Source organism: Nostoc sp. JL33, assembly GCF_017114985.1.
Classification (GTDB): domain Bacteria; phylum Cyanobacteriota; class Cyanobacteriia; order Cyanobacteriales; family Nostocaceae; genus Nostoc.
On the sequence record NZ_JABXKP010000092.1, the window covers coordinates 41328 to 58929 of the forward strand.

Sequence of the window (17602 nt, forward strand, 5' to 3'; positions counted from 1 at the left end):
TCTGCTACGCAAAACCTGTCCCTCTCCTTACTAAGGAGAGGGATGTCTGTCAGGACAGGGTGAGGTTTTTGTTTTGGGTAATTCGATAAACTGTGTACACTGTTTTTGCGTTAATCCTGATCAAGGATTCAGATAAATTTTTTCGTAAATCCACGCAACCGGCTTAACACTGGTTTCGCCCAATTTCCACCTAGCAAATCGTGCAGCAGAATATAAAAACAGGGGATGATAAATAGTGTCAGCATTGTTGCGATCGCCATCCCAAAGAAAACTACAATCCCTAAAGGCTGCAAAAACTCGGAACCTTCGCCAATGCCTAATGCCAAAGGAAACAGTCCCAAAATAGTAGTGACTGTAGTCATGATAATTGGGCGTAAGCGTTGAGGAGCAGCTTTCATGATTGCAATTTGGCGAGTACAACCTTCTTCATCCCGAATTTGGTTCGCCAGTTCTACCATTAGAATCCCTGCGTTTACCACAATTCCCACCAGCAGCACGACACCAACAATTACAGTTGCGCCAATTGCAGTTTTGGTAATGTAAAGTCCAAAAATTCCCCCAGCTAACGCTAGTGGTACGGTGAAGATAATTACCAATGGGTCAATGAGCGAATTGTATTGCACCGCCATGACTACAAAGATTAAGAACACTGCCAACGCCCCCAAGGTTTTTAAAGCATCTTGAAGTTGCTGATTAGTTTCTTGGGCAGAACTAGGTACAATTGAAACGCCATCAGGTAAGTCTACATCCTTGAGTACTTTGTTTACTTCGGCGATCGCTTCACCAAGACTAGCTCCTTCGCTGAGATTTCCGGCGACAATAAAAGCTTGGCGCTGATTAATCCGTTGCACTTCACCAGGCGCTTGACCTTCTTGAATATTCGCAACGTCTGAAAGGCGGATTAGCTGATTGTTTTCTGTAAATAGCGGTAATTGCTCTAGTTGCGAAGGACGTTGAATCGCTTCTTTATTTAGCTGCACCCGCACATCAACTAAACGATTACCGCGTTGAATTTGCGTGGGAACTGAACCTTCAATTGCTGTTTGAACTGTTGCACCAATTTGCCCGGCGCTCAATCCTAAAGCCGAAACCCTTTCCCAGTCGGGGCGAATTTGGATTTCCGGTTGTCGGGGGTCGGCATCTGGTCGAAATGTCGCTAATTTTGCCCTTTCTTGCAATGCTTGCAACACTTGTGCGCCTGCTTGCGTCAGGTTTTCTTCATTCTCACCTTGCAGAATTACGTCAACGTCTGACCCTTGCACTGGGGAATTACTCAAAATTAAACCCCGCACCTGTCCAGGATTGAGGCGCAGCAGAATTCCTGCTAAATTGAGTTTGTTAAATTCCTGAGTTACTTTTTTTACGAAAGCTTCGACATCTGTGCCTGGTTTTAGATTGATAGTGCTACTGGCACGTAAAGGATTTTCTGTAGTACTGTTGCCAAATAAATTACCACCCACAGTTGTGAAAGCAGACTGGGTTTCTGGTTGTTTAAGCAAAATGTCATCGACAATTTGCATAACTTTTTCAGAAGTTGCTAAAGGTGTACCGGGAGGAAACTGTGCTCTCAAGTTAGCTTGACCAGTACTGATGCGGGGTAAAATTTCTTGGGGAATTTGACCAAACATAAAGAAGCTGCTGCCGCCTAAAATTAGCAAAGCAGCAGTAACTACGAGAAGCCGATAGCGTAAAATTTTGGTTAAGAAACTACCGTATCCTCGCGTAGCATCTTCAAATCGGTGATTAAATTGTCTAAGCAGCCAAAATTCACTGATTCGACTAGACCAGCGAATTCCCAAAAGTCGAGAAGACAGCATCGGCACTACTGTGATCGCAACGACAAGGGATGCTGCGACTGCGAAGCTAATTGTCAGAATCAATTCATTAAATAGCAGTGCAATAAAGCCGCCAATTAACAGGAATGGCACTACAGAAACTAAGTTGGCACCTGTAGCAGCAACTAAAGCAGATTCTACTTCTTGGGAAGCTGCGATCGCAGTCTCAATTATAGATTGGGGAGTAGGGAGTGGGGAGTAGGGAGTAGTGGAGGATTTTTCCCCACTCCCCATTCCCCATTCCCCATTCCCTTTTCTCTCTTTTTGATTGGGAGTCATGCCTGTTTTTTCGGAAATGTTCTCCAAGATCACTACCGATGTGTCAATTGCTTGACCGACTCCTAATGTCAACCCTGCTAAACTGAATACATTCAAAGTCAAGCCAAAGATTTTCATCAGAGCGATCGCTGCCAGAGTACACAACGGAATCGTCAAACTGATAATAAATGTTTGCCTGAACGATCCCAAAAATAACAACACTGCTGCCGCTGCTAATAATGCCCCAGAAATCCCCGAAAAGATGACATCATTTAAAGAATTGCGGATGAAAACAGATTCATCTGTGGTGGGACTCAAAGTCATGTCTGCTGGAATTAAACCCGATTGCCGTAATTGTTCAATTCGCCGCTTCACAGCATCTACAACTGTGATTGTATTGGCCTCTGGCTGCTTTTGAATTGAAAATTTCACCGCCGGCTGACGATTGAGGTAAACAAATACTCGCTGTTCTTCTGTATCGTCAATTACCTCTGCAAAGTCTCGCAAGTAGACGCGGCGAGAAGGTGTAGGTGTAGGTGTAGGTGTAGTAGTCGTAGTAGTATTGGTATTACTGGTATTAGCAGTAGCAGAGGAAGCAGAGGATACTTCCAAGGAAAGGTTTTCAATTTCCCTAGCATTTTGGAAGCGTCCTACAGTCCGAGTCAATGGCTCGGAATTTTGCCCCAGAATCCGACCACCAGAAGTATCTTGGTTACGGGCTGTTAATTCCTCTAAAACATCATTTAAGCCCACACCCAAAGCTTGCAATCGGTTTAAGTCAACCAGCACTCGTACTTCTTCCTCAGCACCACCAGATACATCAACTGAAGCGACTCCTGGCACGACACTGAGTTCACGGGTTAACTCTTCATCAGCAAATACGCGTAAATCTTTACCTGGCAACGAGGCAGATGTCAGCGCCAATTCATAAACCGGCAATTGGGAAGGATCGACTTTAAATAAGCGCGGCTCCTCTATGGTATCTGGCAGTTGTCCTCGGCCTCGGTTAAAAGCAGCAGTCGCATCATTTAGGGCTTGGTCAATATCGCCCCCTGGTTGGAAGTATAAATCCAGGTTCACCTGTCCTTCACGGGTGCGGGAAAAAATTTGGACTACATTCTCGGTTGCCGCTAAAGTTTCTTCTAAGGGTCTGGTGATTTCATCTACGGCTACTTCTGGTGAAATACCAGGGGCTTCTAGCCTGACGCTAACTCGTGGATAGGTAATTGACGGTAGGAGATCGACTTGGATCGTTGTGAGAAAAAATACCCCAATGACAATAACTGCCACGGTGAGCATGAGTGTACCAATGTGTTGGCGGATAGCGATCGCGCTGAGGCTAAATCCGCCATGGCCATTATTATTATTTGCCTGTTGCATGATCCTAAGTGATAAGTGCTAAGTGCTGACTACTGAGTACTTTTTTCAACGGTATGGTGGTTATTACCCACCGAATTTTAGATTTTAAATTTTGGATTTTGGATTGTTGGCGAAGCCTCTCGTAGAGAAGATTCTTGCATCCAAAATTTAATAGGACTTACGCAAAAACTCTGATTTCCACCGTTCGCGCAGCGTCTCCCCTTCTCCCAAAGGGAGAGGCTAGCGCCTGCCGTAGGATGCCCGCAGGGCTGTAGGGAGAAGTTCAGATGCCTGCGGCGAGCTGCGCCAACGGCACAAGCCGCCGCTCCGACTTCTCTCTGTGTCCTCTGCGCCTCTGTGGTTCGTTATTCCGTAAGTTGTGCGTAAGTTCTATTTAAAAAGGTCTGAGAGCAAGCGGATTTATTCGTGGAATAATTCTTTAATCCAAAATCTAAGATTAAATGACTTGTCCCTGACTTGATTGCTCTTTTCAATTCTTTAATCTAAAATCCAAAATCCAAAATTGTCTGACCCTACTATTGCTTTTCTGAAAGAATTGAAAGACTTACAGTGTCACCTTCTTTTAACGGCTTACCACTACGAACAACATAGCGCTCTCCCGCTTGCAAACCAGATAAAATTTCGACTCTAGCATCAGCCTTTTTTCCTAACATTACGGCTCGTGCTGTTACCTTCGTTTTGCCTTCTGCGTCTTGCACGACAAATATTGTCCCACTTCGATCTTGTGACTTTGCCTCTGCCATACCAGATGTATTAGGTGAGGAATTCTGCCGGACATTTGTTTGCGTCTCCCCTGTATTTTTGGAGTTCTTACTGCCTGCTTGTTTTTGGATAGCTGTTTGCGGCACTACTACGCGCTGTGTTGTCTGGGTTTCAAAATTGACTCGCGCCAGAAGTCCGCTACCAATTTTCCCTTGAGTGTTGGGAATCACTACCTCTACAGGTATCAAGCGAGCTGTGGCATCGGCAGCTGGGGAAATGCGCGTCACTCTACCAATTAATGCTTCATTGGGGAAGGCATCTAAGCGCACTTGTACAGACTGCCCAATCTGAATTTGTGCCAGTTCTAATTCGGAAATTTGGACGACGACTTTCACACGGTTAAAGTCGCCAATTTTCAAGACTTCGCTACCTGCTTGCAGAAGGTTGCCAGGTTCTGTCACCTTTTCTGTGACTATGCCAGTAATCGGGGATGTCAGCCGAGCGTAAGAGCTGCGCTCTTTGGTTTGAGCAACCAATGCCTGTTGGGCAAGTACTCTACCTTGGGCGGCAGCGACGGCTTGCTGTTCTGTACGAACTTGTTCTTGAGCTGCCCGCAATGCTTGGGCAGCTGTTTGTGCCTGGGTACGTGATTGCTGGGCAGTTTGTGCCGCGATCGCTCCAGCTTTGAATAGTCTCTGTTGGCGTTCTGAGTCTGCCTGAGCTTGTACCACTTCTAGCCGCGCCCGTTCCACGTCTGCACGGGCATTGCTTACCTGATTGCTTGCTCTGGCTACTTCTGATTTCAGGGCTGCTAGTTCTGCTTCGGCTTGCTTTAATTGGGTCGAAAGTATGGCATCATCTAACTGCCCAACGTTTTGCCCAAGCTTTACTCGATCGCCGACATCTAAGTTCAAAGCCAACAACCGCGCTTCTACCTGCGATCGCACTGATATAATTCGGAAGGGTGTTGTATTACCTGTGTATTCTGGTTGTGTTTGCAGCGAGTCAGTTCGAGCGATCGCCATATCTACAGCCGTTGCACCACCACGTTGCCCACTACCAGGACTCTGAGATTGTGCATCAGCTGCATCTTCCTTGGGCAACGATCCACAATTTGCTATCAGCAGTCCTATCCCCAGCAAACAGGGAATCAATAATATGGATGTAAAATCAAAACGACTCTTTACATCTGCAACAGCCACATCAGTCTTCATAACTGAATCTAACTGGGTATTAATTACCTGGTTAGCGGCTGCGAAAGGTGAGATTTTCGCCTGCTTGTGCGGCTTATTTCTGTCCAAAATCATTTATTTTCTCCTATTTGGGGAGCTTTTGGGGTTAAACAGCCGTGCATTACCAAGTAATTTTGAGACAACAAACAAATATATGACTAATAGAAAGCGGCGAGACTAAATTAGCTATCTTCTTGCAAAATTTTGGATCAAAAATTACTTTTTATCACGAAAAATTCTCACCACTTTAACTCATTACATCGATCAGGCAGTTTTTTTGCTGACGATGCAATTCTTAACTTACTATAAATATTTTTAAATTTCTTGGAATCTGCCCTTAGTAGAAGACTTACGTTTCCTGAAGATACGGGAATTTTACCTCCCTGCTTCTAAAACGGGCAGTATCACATACCTGTATTTAGGCTTACATAGCCAGACTTACGATAGCAAAATGCCTAGTAATTTTTACGCTTAATCCGATATTATATTAAGAATAGTAAATATAAATTGCTTTTTGTTACGCTGCCAGATTGAGATTCAGCGTCGGCGTAGCCCGTCGTAGACATCGCGTAGACAGCAAAGACAAAGATCGATATATATTACAGCCGCTAAGTATTAGGTGAGGAAAGTTACAAGTGACATCATTGCTAAAAATTGCACAAACCACTGACGAATCCCAGATTTCAGAATTTTTCCAGGAATCGGCGGGTAACTGGCAATCGCAACGGCGCTACTACACTTTACCTGAGGGAGAAACTAAGGAGATGGAGAGTATCGTTACGATCAATTTTCTCAAGCAGGGCTGTGATGAATTGCAAAAGCTAGCTCAGATGCACGATTTGGCTGATACAGGTAGTTTGATCTGTGGTGCAGCAGTTACATGGGAAAGTACGGATGTGGCCAAGGCAAGGAAAGAGTCGCAAGGTTCAACGATATTTGGGGCTGTGGGAAACATATTGTATCGCGATCGCGGTTTTGCCATATCCAAACCAGTCACCGCCCACTATTATTTCTCCAACCCGAAAACACTGTGTTTGCGAACTGAGTACAACGGTTCAGTGTTTGAGGAAGAGTTAAAGCTAATTGGTAGCAAATACCGCACCAGACAGGCGATTATCTCCCGTGCTGGTGAGCAGTTGATGATTGGCCAATATTTAGAAAAGAGAGTGGATTAGTTTATCGACTGAGTAGCGCTGGTTACAGCCTTACCTGTTTTGTTACTAGCCAGCACCTAGCTATCAACTTGTAACATAACTTTTTATAACAGTTTTTCAAACTTGCCCCCAAAAAGTTAGTTGCTATGCCATCATGGGAAGTGAAATGAGAATTAATTCGGCGACAGTGTTTGTTTTTAGTATTGACAGGCTTTTTCCTTTTGGTATTACAGACTTCTCTCCGAAATCTAAATCTCTACAAACTTCTTATGATTTTGGAGACATTTAATGTCAATTTACGTTGGTAACCTCTCCTATGAAGTTACACAAGATGCGCTGAGTGCTGTATTTGCAGAATATGGTACTGTAAAGCGTGTTCAGTTACCTACTGACCGTGAAACAGGTCGTTTACGCGGCTTTGCTTTCGTGGAAATGAATTCAGAAGATGAAGAAACGAAAGCCATTGAAGCCCTTGATGGTGCTGAATGGCTTGGTCGTGACCTGAAAGTTAATAAAGCCAAGCCCAGAGAAGACAGGGGTGGTTCTTCCTTTGGTGGTGGAAACCGTGGCGGTGGTGGCGGTGGCTACAACCGTAACCGCTACTAAGCTCAATAGGCGAAAGTAACTTAATTGAATTTAGAAAAGGCTCAGGTAGGAATGCTTGAGCCTTTTCTATGCAAAACTTTGACTCTAAATAATTTCTATTGGGACGCTTTGGCAATTGTGAGAGGAACTCGCTAAGTTTATTATTGTCACAAATATATCTAAAGTTAATTTCAGCAGTCTATGTTTGAGGCACAGAGGCAATGACTCAAAACCCCCTGAAGGATTCTACTAGTACTCAATCCTCTAAAACACCTGGGTTGAAACCAGCACTAGCAGCAGCGCTAGCGAGTTTAGAGGTGCCGCTAGATCAAGAGTTAGCTCGATACCGACGCACGCGAACTGGTTTGGCGTCATCGATCCAGCCCCGTGTTAGAAGTTACATGAACAGTCAAACCCAGCCCTTCGCTGCCATGACGACAACATCCGGCACAACTCACTCATCAGTAACTCAAATTAAAACCAACGTGCCGCCTGCATCTGCACCCATGAATGATCACCAAACCCCAGCGCCAGCTACGGCAAAAATTGACGTACCACCCACATCTGTAGCTGTGAATGCTGAGAATAACCCAGCGCCAGCTACGGCAAATACTGAGGAACTAAATAATCTTAATCTTACCTCCAGATCAGATTCTGCTAAAACACAAACTCAACTTCCACCACCCCCGCCCAACTTTACTAGCAGCATCGTGCCAGTAGTCGTTAAAGATAGTAAGAGCGAAAATCTCTTGCAGTCAGATCACACCCCTAAGCAGCCAGATGACTTTTTGGAATCGAGTGAAGCGCTGCTGCGAAGTCTGAAAGAAGAACAACCAGAAACCAAAAAGCCAAGCAATTATAACGACAGTCTGCTATCACCTTTGGGTATCGGTTCCATGTTGCTGCTATTGGTGGCGAGTCTTACCTTGGGTTATGTAGTATTCAATCCTAAAAGCTTACCACAATGGAATTTAGGCAAGTTGTTTAACGGGAACTCGTCTGCTGCACCAGAAAATGCTGAAGAAGTTGGGAGTAATGTCCAAGCTCAAATCCAGCCACCAAGCAGTTCTATACCCAAGTATCCCAATCTAGCTGCCCAAGAGTTTCCTGAGGTGAGAGATCCCAATGATGTAGTTGGCTTACAACCCAAAGTCCAGCCAAGCCTCGCAGTAGTGCCTAATCCAGCCGTTCCCCAAAAAAGAGCTAATCCTCAAGCGGCATTGCCTTTAACCAACACAGATATAAAACCGCCAAATCCGATCGCCTTAGCACCAGTACCGACGGTAGAGCCTTTGCCCCCCCTGAATTTGCCTCCCACTTCAATGGCAAAAACCTCGCCCAACCCAATCGCAACCTCACCACAGCCAAATGCAGAAATCAAACTAGGAACAGATGGGTTCTATCATATAGTGATAGATAATAAAGGCGGGGCTTTAGCTTCAGCTCGTTTAGTAGTTCCGGATGCTTATTTATCAGCCAACAAAGAATTGATTTATCTGGGTGCTTTTAAGACTAAAGAGCAAGTAAAACAACAGATGCAACTGTTAGAGGCAAAGGGAATTAAGGCACGGGTTCAGCAGCCATGAGTTGCAAAAATCTACGATACCATGAGATAACAGAGACGCGATTAATCGCGTCTGTACAGGAGTTAGGAGAGACGCGATTAATCGCGTACAAGAAGGAGTTAGGAGAGACGCGATTAATCGCGTCTGTACAAGAAGGAGTTAAGAGTGCTGAGTAGTCAGGGCTATTTCATTGTTGGCATAACCCGCCTGGAAATAAATTTCCTTTTCTTATAGTCTAAGTCCGTTAAAACGGACTCAAAAGCTGATTAATAATCGGTTAAAACTGATTTTAGCTGTAAGATGGGGAATTTATTCCCTGGCGGACTAGGGGAGAATGAAATAACCCTGGCTGATTCGTGAATGGAGAGCCGACATGGAATTAATCAAGCGTATCCTGCGAGTGATTCGCGCTAATCTCAATAGTTTGATCGGTGGTGCAGAAGATCCAGAAAAGATTCTGGAGCAAGCTGTGCTGGAGATGCAGGAAAATCTGGTGCGGTTGCGGCAAGGTGTAGCACAAGCGATCGCTACCCAGAAACGTACCGAACGACAGGCTGCGGCTGCTCAGTCTCAAACAGAAGAATGGTATCGCCGCGCCCAATTAGCCCTGCAACAAGGCAACGAACCTCTAGCACGCGAAGCTTTGACTAAGCGCCAAGCTTATAAAGAAACCACTACTGCCCTCTTTGCCCAGATAGAGCAGCAAAACGAGATAGTAGCTAGGCTAAAAAAGGATATGCGATCGCTAGAGTTAAAAATTGGCGAGGCGAAAACAAAAAAAGATATGTATATTGCTCGCGCCCGTTCTGCCGAAGCGTCTTATCGCCTTCAGGAAATGCTCGGTGGAGTTTCTGCCACCAGCAGTCTGAGTGCCTTTGAGCGCATGGAAGAAAAAGTTTTGCAAATAGAAGCTAAATCAGAAGCGATCGCTCAACTCAGTAGCGACGACTTGGAAACACAATTTACTTCTTTGGAATCTACTAATGATGTAGATGCGGAATTGGCAGCGATGAAGGTGCAGGTTTTGAACCAGTCAGAAAACACACCGCACAACAGTCTCCTCACCCAGGAGAACCAGAAGGCAGCGCAGCAGTTACCCAAAACTCAGGACTCTTGAAGTTCGACTAATTACCCCAGTTTCGAGATATCTTAAAAATTAAGAGTTGTTAGAAGGTACTGATTCAAACTGGAAAGATTACATTGAAATAGGTAGCTATTAAAAACTAAAAAAGCTAACTGTCCAACAAAAAGCGTAAACCAGACAAGGAAAAACAAAGTTATGGGATTATTCGATCGCATTAAGCGAGTAGTTAGTTCTAACCTCAACGACCTGGTTAACAAAGCTGAAGACCCCGAAAAAATGCTAGAACAAGCCATCCTGGAAATGCAGGAAGACTTGGTTCAGCTGCGTCAGGGAGTAGCCCAGACGATCGCCGCCCAAAAACGCAGCGAGAAGCAGTACAATGATGCCCAAAATGAAATCAATAAGTGGCAACGCAATGCCCAACTAGCCCTGCAAAAAGGTGATGAGAACTTAGCACGGCAAGCTCTAGAGCGCAAGAAGACTTATACGGACACCAGTAGTGCCCTCAAAGCTAGTTTAGATACGCAAAGCACTCAAGTTGAAACCCTCAAGCGCAACTTAATCCAGCTGGAAAGCAAGATTTCTGAAGCTAAGACCAAGAAAGAAATGCTCAGAGCTAGAATCACCACTGCCAAAGCCCAAGAGCAACTCCAAGGCATGGTGCGTGGGATGAATACCAGCAGTGCAATGTCTGCCTTCGAGCGGATGGAAGAAAAAGTCTTGATGCAAGAATCCCGGGCCCAGGCACTAGGAGAGTTAGCAGGTGCAGATTTAGAAACCCAATTTGCCCAGTTAGAAGGTGGTAATGATGTTGATGATGAATTGGCAGCCTTGAAAGCCCAAATGTTACCACCCGCTACTCCACAAAATCAACCCCAACTGCCACCGCAAGAACAAACCACTGCTCCTAAGTCTAATGAGGTGGTTGATGCCGAGTTGGATTCCCTACGCAAGCAATTGGATCAACTGTAAAATTGGTAGAAAACAAATTTTAAGCCAGTCCCACGCCTGTTGGCTGTGGGATTTTACATTTCGAGTCAGGAGTGAGGAGTGAGGAGTCAAGAGTGAAGAGTGAGGAGTCAGAAGTGAGGAGTGAGGAGTTTTTAATTAACTCTTGTCCTCTGCGTTTGTGCGTTTCTGCCTGAGACAAATTCAGAAAAATTGTAGTTAAATTATTTCTCCTTTCTCACGAACTCAGCACTCAGCACTCAGTTTGGGATAAAGTATTGTGTGTGCCAACTTCGATCGCCACTTGATGGAGACTGCAATGAGTAAGGCTGTAATCACCATAACGGATGCTGAGTTTGAAACCGAAGTATTAAAAGCCGAGCAGCCTGTATTAGTTTACTTTTGGGCTGACTGGTGTGGGCCTTGTCAATTGATGTCGCCCGCGATCACTTCAGCTGCCAGCAAATATAGCGATCGCCTCAAAGTCGTTAAAATGGAAATTGACCCCAACCCACTTACTGTTAAGCAGTACCAAGTAGAAGGTGTACCCGCCCTCAGACTATTTCAAGGTCAGGAAGTTTTGATATCCACTGAGGGAGTCATCGGCAAAGATAAATTACTTGCTCTTTTAGATACACACTTAAATAAATAGTCATTATTCATTAGCAAATGATCAAAGACAAAAGACAAATAGAGAAGTCTGATCGGAGGCTTCCAAGCATCAGAACTTCTCCCAAGCTAGACGCTGCACGAACGCAGACAAATGACTAACATGCAATTTGCAAAGCGTTTACAACCCCTGCAATCTAATGTATTTGCTGATATGGATAGAGCCAAGGCAGTCGCTTTGGCAGCTGGAAGACAGGTAATTGATTTGTCGTTGGGGTCTTCTGATTTGCCAGCTGAGGCACATGTCATCGAGGCGATCGCCCAGTCTCTCCACGATCGCAGTACCCACGGCTATCTGTTATTTAACGCCACCCAAGGGTTTCGTGAAGCCGCAGCCAACTGGTACGAACAAAAATTTGGCATCAAAGTTGATCCTCAAACTGAGGTACTACCTCTGATTGGTTCTCAAGAAGGCACTGCCCATTTACCCTTAGCAATACTCAATCCAGGAGATTTCGCGCTGTTACTCGATCCAGGTTATCCCTCCCATGCCGGGGGAGTCTACCTAGCTAGTGGTCAAATCTACCCGATGCCACTACAAGCAGAAAACGCTTTTTTACCAGTGTTTGCTGATATTCCTGCCCCAGTCTTGGCCCAGTCGCGGATGATGGTATTAAGTTATCCTCACAATCCCACCGCCGCGATCGCTCCTTTATCTTTCTTCCAAGAAGCTGTCGCCTTCTGTCAACAACACAATCTCGTCCTAGTTCACGATTTCCCCTACGTAGATTTGGTATTTGAGGAAACTGGAAAGTGGGCAGATTCTTCTTCTAATCCCAAATCCAAAATCCAAAATCCAAAATCCCTAGTTCCTTCAATTCTGCAAGCTGATCGTCAGAAAAGCGTCTCGATTGAATTTTTCACCCTTTCCAAGTCCTACAATATGGGCGGCTTCCGCATTGGCTACGCCATCGGTAATGCCCAGTTAATTAACGCCTTACGCCAGGTAAAAGCCGCAGTTGATTTTAATCAGTATCGTGGGATTTTGAATGGTGCGATCGCTGCCCTAACTGGCCCTCAATCGGGGGTAAAAACTGCTGTCGCTACCTTTCAGGGGCGGCGTGATGCTTTTATCAGTGCTTTACACCGCATTGGCTGGAATGTGCCTACTCCCCAAGCCACAATGTACATCTGGGCAAAATTGCCCTCAGCTTGGAGTCAAAACTCCATAGAATTTTGTACCCAGCTAGTCAAACAAACTGGTGTAGCTGCTTCCCCAGGTGCGGGTTTTGGCAAATCTGGAGAAGGGTATGTCCGTTTTGCCTTGGTGCATGAGCCACCTTTGTTAGAAACTGCTGTAGAAAGAATTGCCCAGTTCCTTCAATGAATTTCTTCTCAAGCTGAACGCCAAAGATTTTTGGCGGCAAAGTCTACGAATGCAACACGCGGTAGAGGCGCACACTTGTACGCCTCTACGAATCACCGTATTATACTGAACTTAAAATATTGGAATGTATTTTTATAACTAGAAAAATTTGAAAAAATATGTAATTAAACGTATAAAAATATCGAATCTTCGTCATCTTTTATTGATACTCAGCAGTAACTTTACCCAATCAGGTCTCTCCGTTTCTTAAACTGGGTTTGTACGCTTAAGTACCAAAGACGGCTAATAATGCAGGTCGTGCTTAAAAGCCGCCGTATTGCCAAAAAGCCTGTAGTCAAGACAGCCCAAGCCTAAAAACGGCAGTAGTTTAAAACTTAATTTCCAAACTGACAGAGACTTGAAAAAATGAAAATGACTTTTCAGAAACTTGTAATTGGTGTCTCAATCGCTATTGGTATGAGCGCGATCGCCACTGTACCAGCGCAGGCTGGCACGCTCACCGGTGCTACTATTGGTGGAACAGCAGCAAGTGATTATTTAGTCTATGATTCCAATGCTACAAATACCTTTTTAGTAGCAAATACTAGTGCAAATGTACAAAAAGTTATAAGTGGTAACGTCGCCAGCCCTACTGGAAATGTAGAGCTAGCTGCTAGTAGTGAACAAACTGGTTTTAATTTTACCAACAACACCACCTTGACAGGTACAATCGGTGGGAAAATCCTGACTCTAAGCAGCCTCACTTCAGATGACTGGTTTGGAGTCGGCAAAACAACTACGACGTATGGGTTAACTAACTTAGCTAACACCTGGTTTAACCAGGTTCTAACTTCTAATAGTATCACTAGTCCTTTACTCGCTGCGTTCGGCTATACTAAACAGACTTTGTTTGACAGCTTTCTTACAAATGGCGGATTTCAACGCTTTAGTGACCCGAATATTTCCTATGTCAATCAAGATGACACCAGTGGTTTAATCAGTATTGGTTTAGCAGGTCACTATAATGCCGCACCCCTTTTAGGACTGCCGTCTAACCCATTTACATCTTCATTACAAGCAAGTGAATTAGTCAAATACACTTATGAGGGCAAGACTGACTACCTGTATAGCTTTAAAGCTACCCTATCTGGTTTAACTGAAAAAAGTGATGGTATATCCCATAGTGGTAATTATGAAGTCACCATCCAAGGTGTACCTCCCGCAGCAGTCCCCGAACCATCAGTAATGCTTGGTCTGCTGGGTGTTGCTGGTGTGTTTGCTACCCAACACAAATTTAAAAAAGCGTCTATTTAAGATTGCTGTTTCAAAACTACAAATAAATCAGGGAGCTAACAGCTCCCTTTTTTGATGAATATTTTCAACTTTATATCTACTTGACAAATAGTCGGTTAAATCGGCACGAAAAAATAATTTTTCTTAAAATAGAGAAAGATTACCTAATTTGGATTGTGACAATATCTACTGAAATATTACCACTGGTTAAAGAACCAGAACGACTGGAAAACCGTCTAGCCGAAATTCCACCGGAACCGGGGGTTTATTTCATGCGGGACAAGAGCGATCGCATAATATATATAGGTAAATCACGTAAGTTGCGATCGCGTGTCCGTTCCTATTTCCGGGATGGCTACAACAAGAGTGAACGCATCGCCACGATGGTAAAGTTGGTGACAGAAATTGAATTCATTGTCACTGATACTGAAGCCGAAGCGCTAGCGCTAGAAGCCAATTTGATCAAGCAGCACCAGCCATACTTTAACGTGCTGCTCAAAGATGATAAAAAATATCCCTATCTCTGCATCACTTGGTCAGAAGATTATCCGCGAATTTTTATTACCCGTAAACGTCAATTCGGCAAAGAAAAGGATAAATTTTACGGCCCTTATACTGATGCTGGTCTTTTACGAGAAATTGTCCGTATCTGTAAGCGGATCTTTCCCCAGCGACAACGACCTCAACCACTTTTCAAAGACCGTCCTTGCTTAAATTATGATTTAGGGCGGTGTCCAGGTGTCTGTCAACAGATGACTTCACCAGAAGAATATCGCAAAATTGTGCAAAAAATAGCGATGGTCTTCCAAGGGCGAACTCAGGAACTAATAGATATTTTGACCCAACAGATGAACGCAGCAGCTGAAAACTTGAATTTTGAGTCAGCAGCGCGAATTCGTGACCAAATTTCTGGGTTAAAGTCGCTGACTGCCAATCAAAAAGTTTCCTTACCAGATGATACAGTTTCGCGGGATGCGATCGCACTGGCAGCCAACGAAGAATACGCCTGCATTCAACTATTCCAGATTCGCGCTGGGCAATTAGTAGGACGTTTAGCCTTTGTGGCGGATGCTCACGCGGAACCGGGCGCTATTTTACAACGCGCTTTAGAGGAACATTACCAAACTGCTGACTCAGTGGAAATACCCACAGAAATTTTGGTGCAGCATGATTTACCAGATGGTGAGATATTGGCGGATGTCTTAACTCAACGTAAAGGCAAAAAAGTCACAATATTGACTCCTTTGCGGCAAACTAAGGCAGAATTAATTGAGATGGTAGAGCGAAATGCCCAGTATGAATTGCAAAGAATGCAAAAATTTGGCGATCGCAATCACCAAGCAATGCAAGATTTAGCCACCATTCTCGATTTACCAGATGTACCCCACCGCATCGAAGGTTATGACATTTCCCATATTCAAGGGTCAAATGCTGTAGCTTCACAAGTTGTGTTTATCGACGGATTACCCGCCAAACAGCACTATCGCCACTACAAAATCAAAAATCCCACGGTGACAGCAGGACACTCAGATGATTTTGCCAGTCTTGCTGAAGTTATCCAGCGACGGTTTCGCAAGTATGCCGAAGATCAGCAATTAGCACGTTTGGGTAATCCCGACTGGCCTGATTTAATCATGATCGATGGTGGTAAAGGTCAATTATCATCGGTTATCGCCATCTTGCAAGAGATGAATTTATTAGAAGACTTGCGAGTTGTGAGTTTAGCAAAGCAGCGAGAAGAGATTTTTTTACCGGGAGAATCTCAACCCTTGATAACTGATGCAGAACAGCCGGGAGTACAGTTATTGCGGCGGTTGCGGGATGAAGCGCATCGGTTTGCAGTGAGTTTCCATCGTCAGCAGCGCAGTGATAAATTAAAGCGATCGCGTTTAGATGAAATTCCTGGCTTAGGACATCATCGACAAAAGCAGCTACTAGGACATTTTCGCTCAGTTGATTATATTCGGCAAGCAACAACCATACAACTAGCTGAAGTAGCAGGAATTGGGCCGCGTTTGGCTCAAGAAATTTACGATTATTTTCATCCTGCTTGAAGTCACAACTCCCATCAATACTGCTTAGGTTTTGCCTAAAAAAGCACTCCGGGGTAGGTTGGGGAGCCACTGCTACAAGGTTGCTCCCGACTTGTCCCTTGTGCGTCTCCCAAGCACTCCCTCACGCGCGTGGCTAGCGCCTGCCGTAGGATGCCCGAACGCACAACAGCGTCTCCTCTCTTGAGACATTGGAGATAAATTTCACCAGTTGTGGAAGTTTCGAGCGAAAAAAGCCATTCCTGTTGAAATTTGGTGGTTTTGATCAAAAAATCTCACCAGAATTTAATTTCATAAATATTCCCAGCAAATATAAACTAAATCTTAAGATAAAAATTTTGTTACTAAAGATACAGTAAATTCCGAGTTTTAATTTTTCAATACAAGAACGGGTTTTTTATATTCGTCTGAAATGACTATAAATAAGCCTCTCTCAAGGCATTAATCATGGGGATCAGTAAATATCTAAGCAGCATTTAATTAAAAAAATAATTAATGTATCTAAAGTAGGAGGATGAAATCACCTAAGTTTTAGGATAATAAGAATGTCGAAAAATCTTCAAAGCTGAAATTTCGTTTAAAATAATCAGCCAATATTACAGCAGTTTGTTAAGTTGGGTCGAACCAGAATTTTTCCTCGTTTAACTTGTAGCTTTACCAAATAAAAAATAATTACAACCAAGGGTTTTAAAATGCAGACAGTACAAAAGATTTACTGCCCAAATTGTGGTAGCCACGCGGAGCGTTATTATATTTCTGATAGTCAATTAACTCGGACACAATGCCCAAGTTGTGACTACTTGATGATTAGTTGCACTCGCACAGGCAAAGTCATTGAGGCTTATGCGCCTGGCATTTACGCACACCGCTAGATAATAAAAATTAAAAATTAGAGAAAAGATTCTCCAATTTTTAATTATAAAGTTATTTATGAGAAATTTTCAAACCTTCACAGGTTGCCTTTCTGTTGCCTGAGTTGTAGCTGTCGCCTCTGTTGTTCTAATCTAAATTGTTGCTGTTGTCTAAGTTCTTGATCTTGTCTGAGTTGTTGCTGTTGTAGTCTCAGTTGTTGCTGTTGTGTAAATTGTTCCTGTTGTAGTCTCGTTTCTTGCTGTTGTAGCCTCAGTTGTTGCTGGCGTATCACCTCTTGCTGTTGTCGTGTAAATTCTTGCTGTTGTAGTAGCTGTTGTTGTTGTAGTTGTGGTTGCTGAAGCTGTAAACGAAGCCATGTTTCCTGAAATTGTTCTTGTGTTTGCTGATTTTGCTGCTCTTGTTGTTGTCTCATTCTTTCTTGAAAGGACTGGGGTTGCTGAGGATTTGTCTGAATTATTTGTCCATAAGCAGGAGAATTGATTGGCAAAGCTTTTGCAAGAACAATCACTAGGAGCGATAATTTAAGCATCAATGATCGATTCAACATACAGTTATTTTCTCAAATTAACAGTTCATTTGGGGATAGAGTTTTCTTTACAGATATTAAAAGTGCTGTAACTCAAAGCAGTAGACAAAGGCATCCCACCGAAAACCATAGGGGTTAGCC

At 43.9% G+C, this 17602-nt stretch carries 14 protein-coding genes; 10 read left to right on the plus strand and 4 right to left on the minus strand.

Annotated features, from left to right (window positions below; translation table 11 throughout):
* Positions 1 to 128: 128 nt before the first annotated feature.
* The gene (locus HWQ23_RS27995; RefSeq protein WP_292835988.1) at positions 129 to 3473 is read right to left on the minus strand and encodes an efflux RND transporter permease subunit; all 3345 of its coding nucleotides are present in this window, start codon (positions 3471 to 3473) and stop codon (positions 129 to 131) included.
* Between the two features lie 515 nt (positions 3474 to 3988).
* A complete protein-coding gene (locus HWQ23_RS28000) occupies positions 3989 to 5482 on the minus strand; it encodes an efflux RND transporter periplasmic adaptor subunit (protein WP_292835991.1) in 1494 nt (497 codons plus the stop codon).
* Positions 5483 to 6042: 560 nt separating this feature from the next.
* Between HWQ23_RS28000 and HWQ23_RS28005 the strand changes: the two genes are divergently transcribed.
* From HWQ23_RS28005 to uvrC, 9 genes are all read left to right on the plus strand, one after another.
* Positions 6043 to 6582, plus strand: coding sequence for a phycobiliprotein lyase (locus tag HWQ23_RS28005; RefSeq protein WP_292835994.1), 540 nt, complete (start codon positions 6043 to 6045; stop codon positions 6580 to 6582).
* A gap of 267 nt (positions 6583 to 6849) precedes the next feature.
* Positions 6850 to 7167, plus strand: coding sequence for an RNA recognition motif domain-containing protein (locus tag HWQ23_RS28010; protein WP_292766654.1), 318 nt, complete (start codon positions 6850 to 6852; stop codon positions 7165 to 7167).
* Between the two features lie 200 nt (positions 7168 to 7367).
* The gene (locus HWQ23_RS28015; RefSeq protein ID WP_292835997.1) at positions 7368 to 8732 is read left to right on the plus strand and encodes a hypothetical protein; all 1365 of its coding nucleotides are present in this window, start codon (positions 7368 to 7370) and stop codon (positions 8730 to 8732) included.
* 352 nt (positions 8733 to 9084) lie between these two features.
* A complete protein-coding gene (locus tag HWQ23_RS28020; protein WP_292836000.1) occupies positions 9085 to 9828 on the plus strand; it encodes a PspA/IM30 family protein in 744 nt (247 codons plus the stop codon).
* Between the two features lie 162 nt (positions 9829 to 9990).
* Positions 9991 to 10767: a PspA/IM30 family protein gene (locus HWQ23_RS28025; RefSeq protein WP_292836003.1), complete on the plus strand. Its 777-nt coding sequence runs from the start codon at positions 9991 to 9993 to the stop codon at positions 10765 to 10767.
* A 295-nt stretch (positions 10768 to 11062) separates the two neighbouring features.
* Positions 11063 to 11395: a thioredoxin family protein gene (locus HWQ23_RS28030; RefSeq protein ID WP_292836006.1), complete on the plus strand. Its 333-nt coding sequence runs from the start codon at positions 11063 to 11065 to the stop codon at positions 11393 to 11395.
* A 111-nt stretch (positions 11396 to 11506) separates the two neighbouring features.
* Positions 11507 to 12739, plus strand: a complete 1233-nt coding sequence (locus tag HWQ23_RS28035; RefSeq protein WP_292836009.1) for an LL-diaminopimelate aminotransferase — start codon at positions 11507 to 11509, stop codon at positions 12737 to 12739.
* A 411-nt stretch (positions 12740 to 13150) separates the two neighbouring features.
* Complete coding sequence (locus tag HWQ23_RS28040; RefSeq protein WP_292836012.1) at positions 13151 to 14032, plus strand: NF038130 family PEP-CTERM protein; 882 nt, start codon at positions 13151 to 13153, stop codon at positions 14030 to 14032.
* A 155-nt stretch (positions 14033 to 14187) separates the two neighbouring features.
* Positions 14188 to 16065: an excinuclease ABC subunit UvrC gene (gene uvrC, locus HWQ23_RS28045; RefSeq protein WP_292836015.1), complete on the plus strand. Its 1878-nt coding sequence runs from the start codon at positions 14188 to 14190 to the stop codon at positions 16063 to 16065.
* A gap of 35 nt (positions 16066 to 16100) precedes the next feature.
* Here the strand turns inward: uvrC and HWQ23_RS28050 are convergent, their stop codons facing one another.
* Complete coding sequence (locus tag HWQ23_RS28050) at positions 16101 to 16331, minus strand: hypothetical protein (protein ID WP_292836018.1); 231 nt, start codon at positions 16329 to 16331, stop codon at positions 16101 to 16103.
* A gap of 423 nt (positions 16332 to 16754) precedes the next feature.
* On the opposite strand from HWQ23_RS28050, the gene HWQ23_RS28055 reads away from it, so the two are divergent.
* A complete protein-coding gene (locus HWQ23_RS28055; protein WP_292836020.1) occupies positions 16755 to 16934 on the plus strand; it encodes a replication restart DNA helicase PriA in 180 nt (59 codons plus the stop codon).
* 77 nt (positions 16935 to 17011) lie between these two features.
* Here HWQ23_RS28055 and HWQ23_RS28060 read toward each other — a convergent pair whose 3' ends face one another.
* Positions 17012 to 17482, minus strand: a complete 471-nt coding sequence (locus HWQ23_RS28060) for a hypothetical protein (protein WP_292836023.1) — start codon at positions 17480 to 17482, stop codon at positions 17012 to 17014.
* Positions 17483 to 17602: the final 120 nt, after the last annotated feature.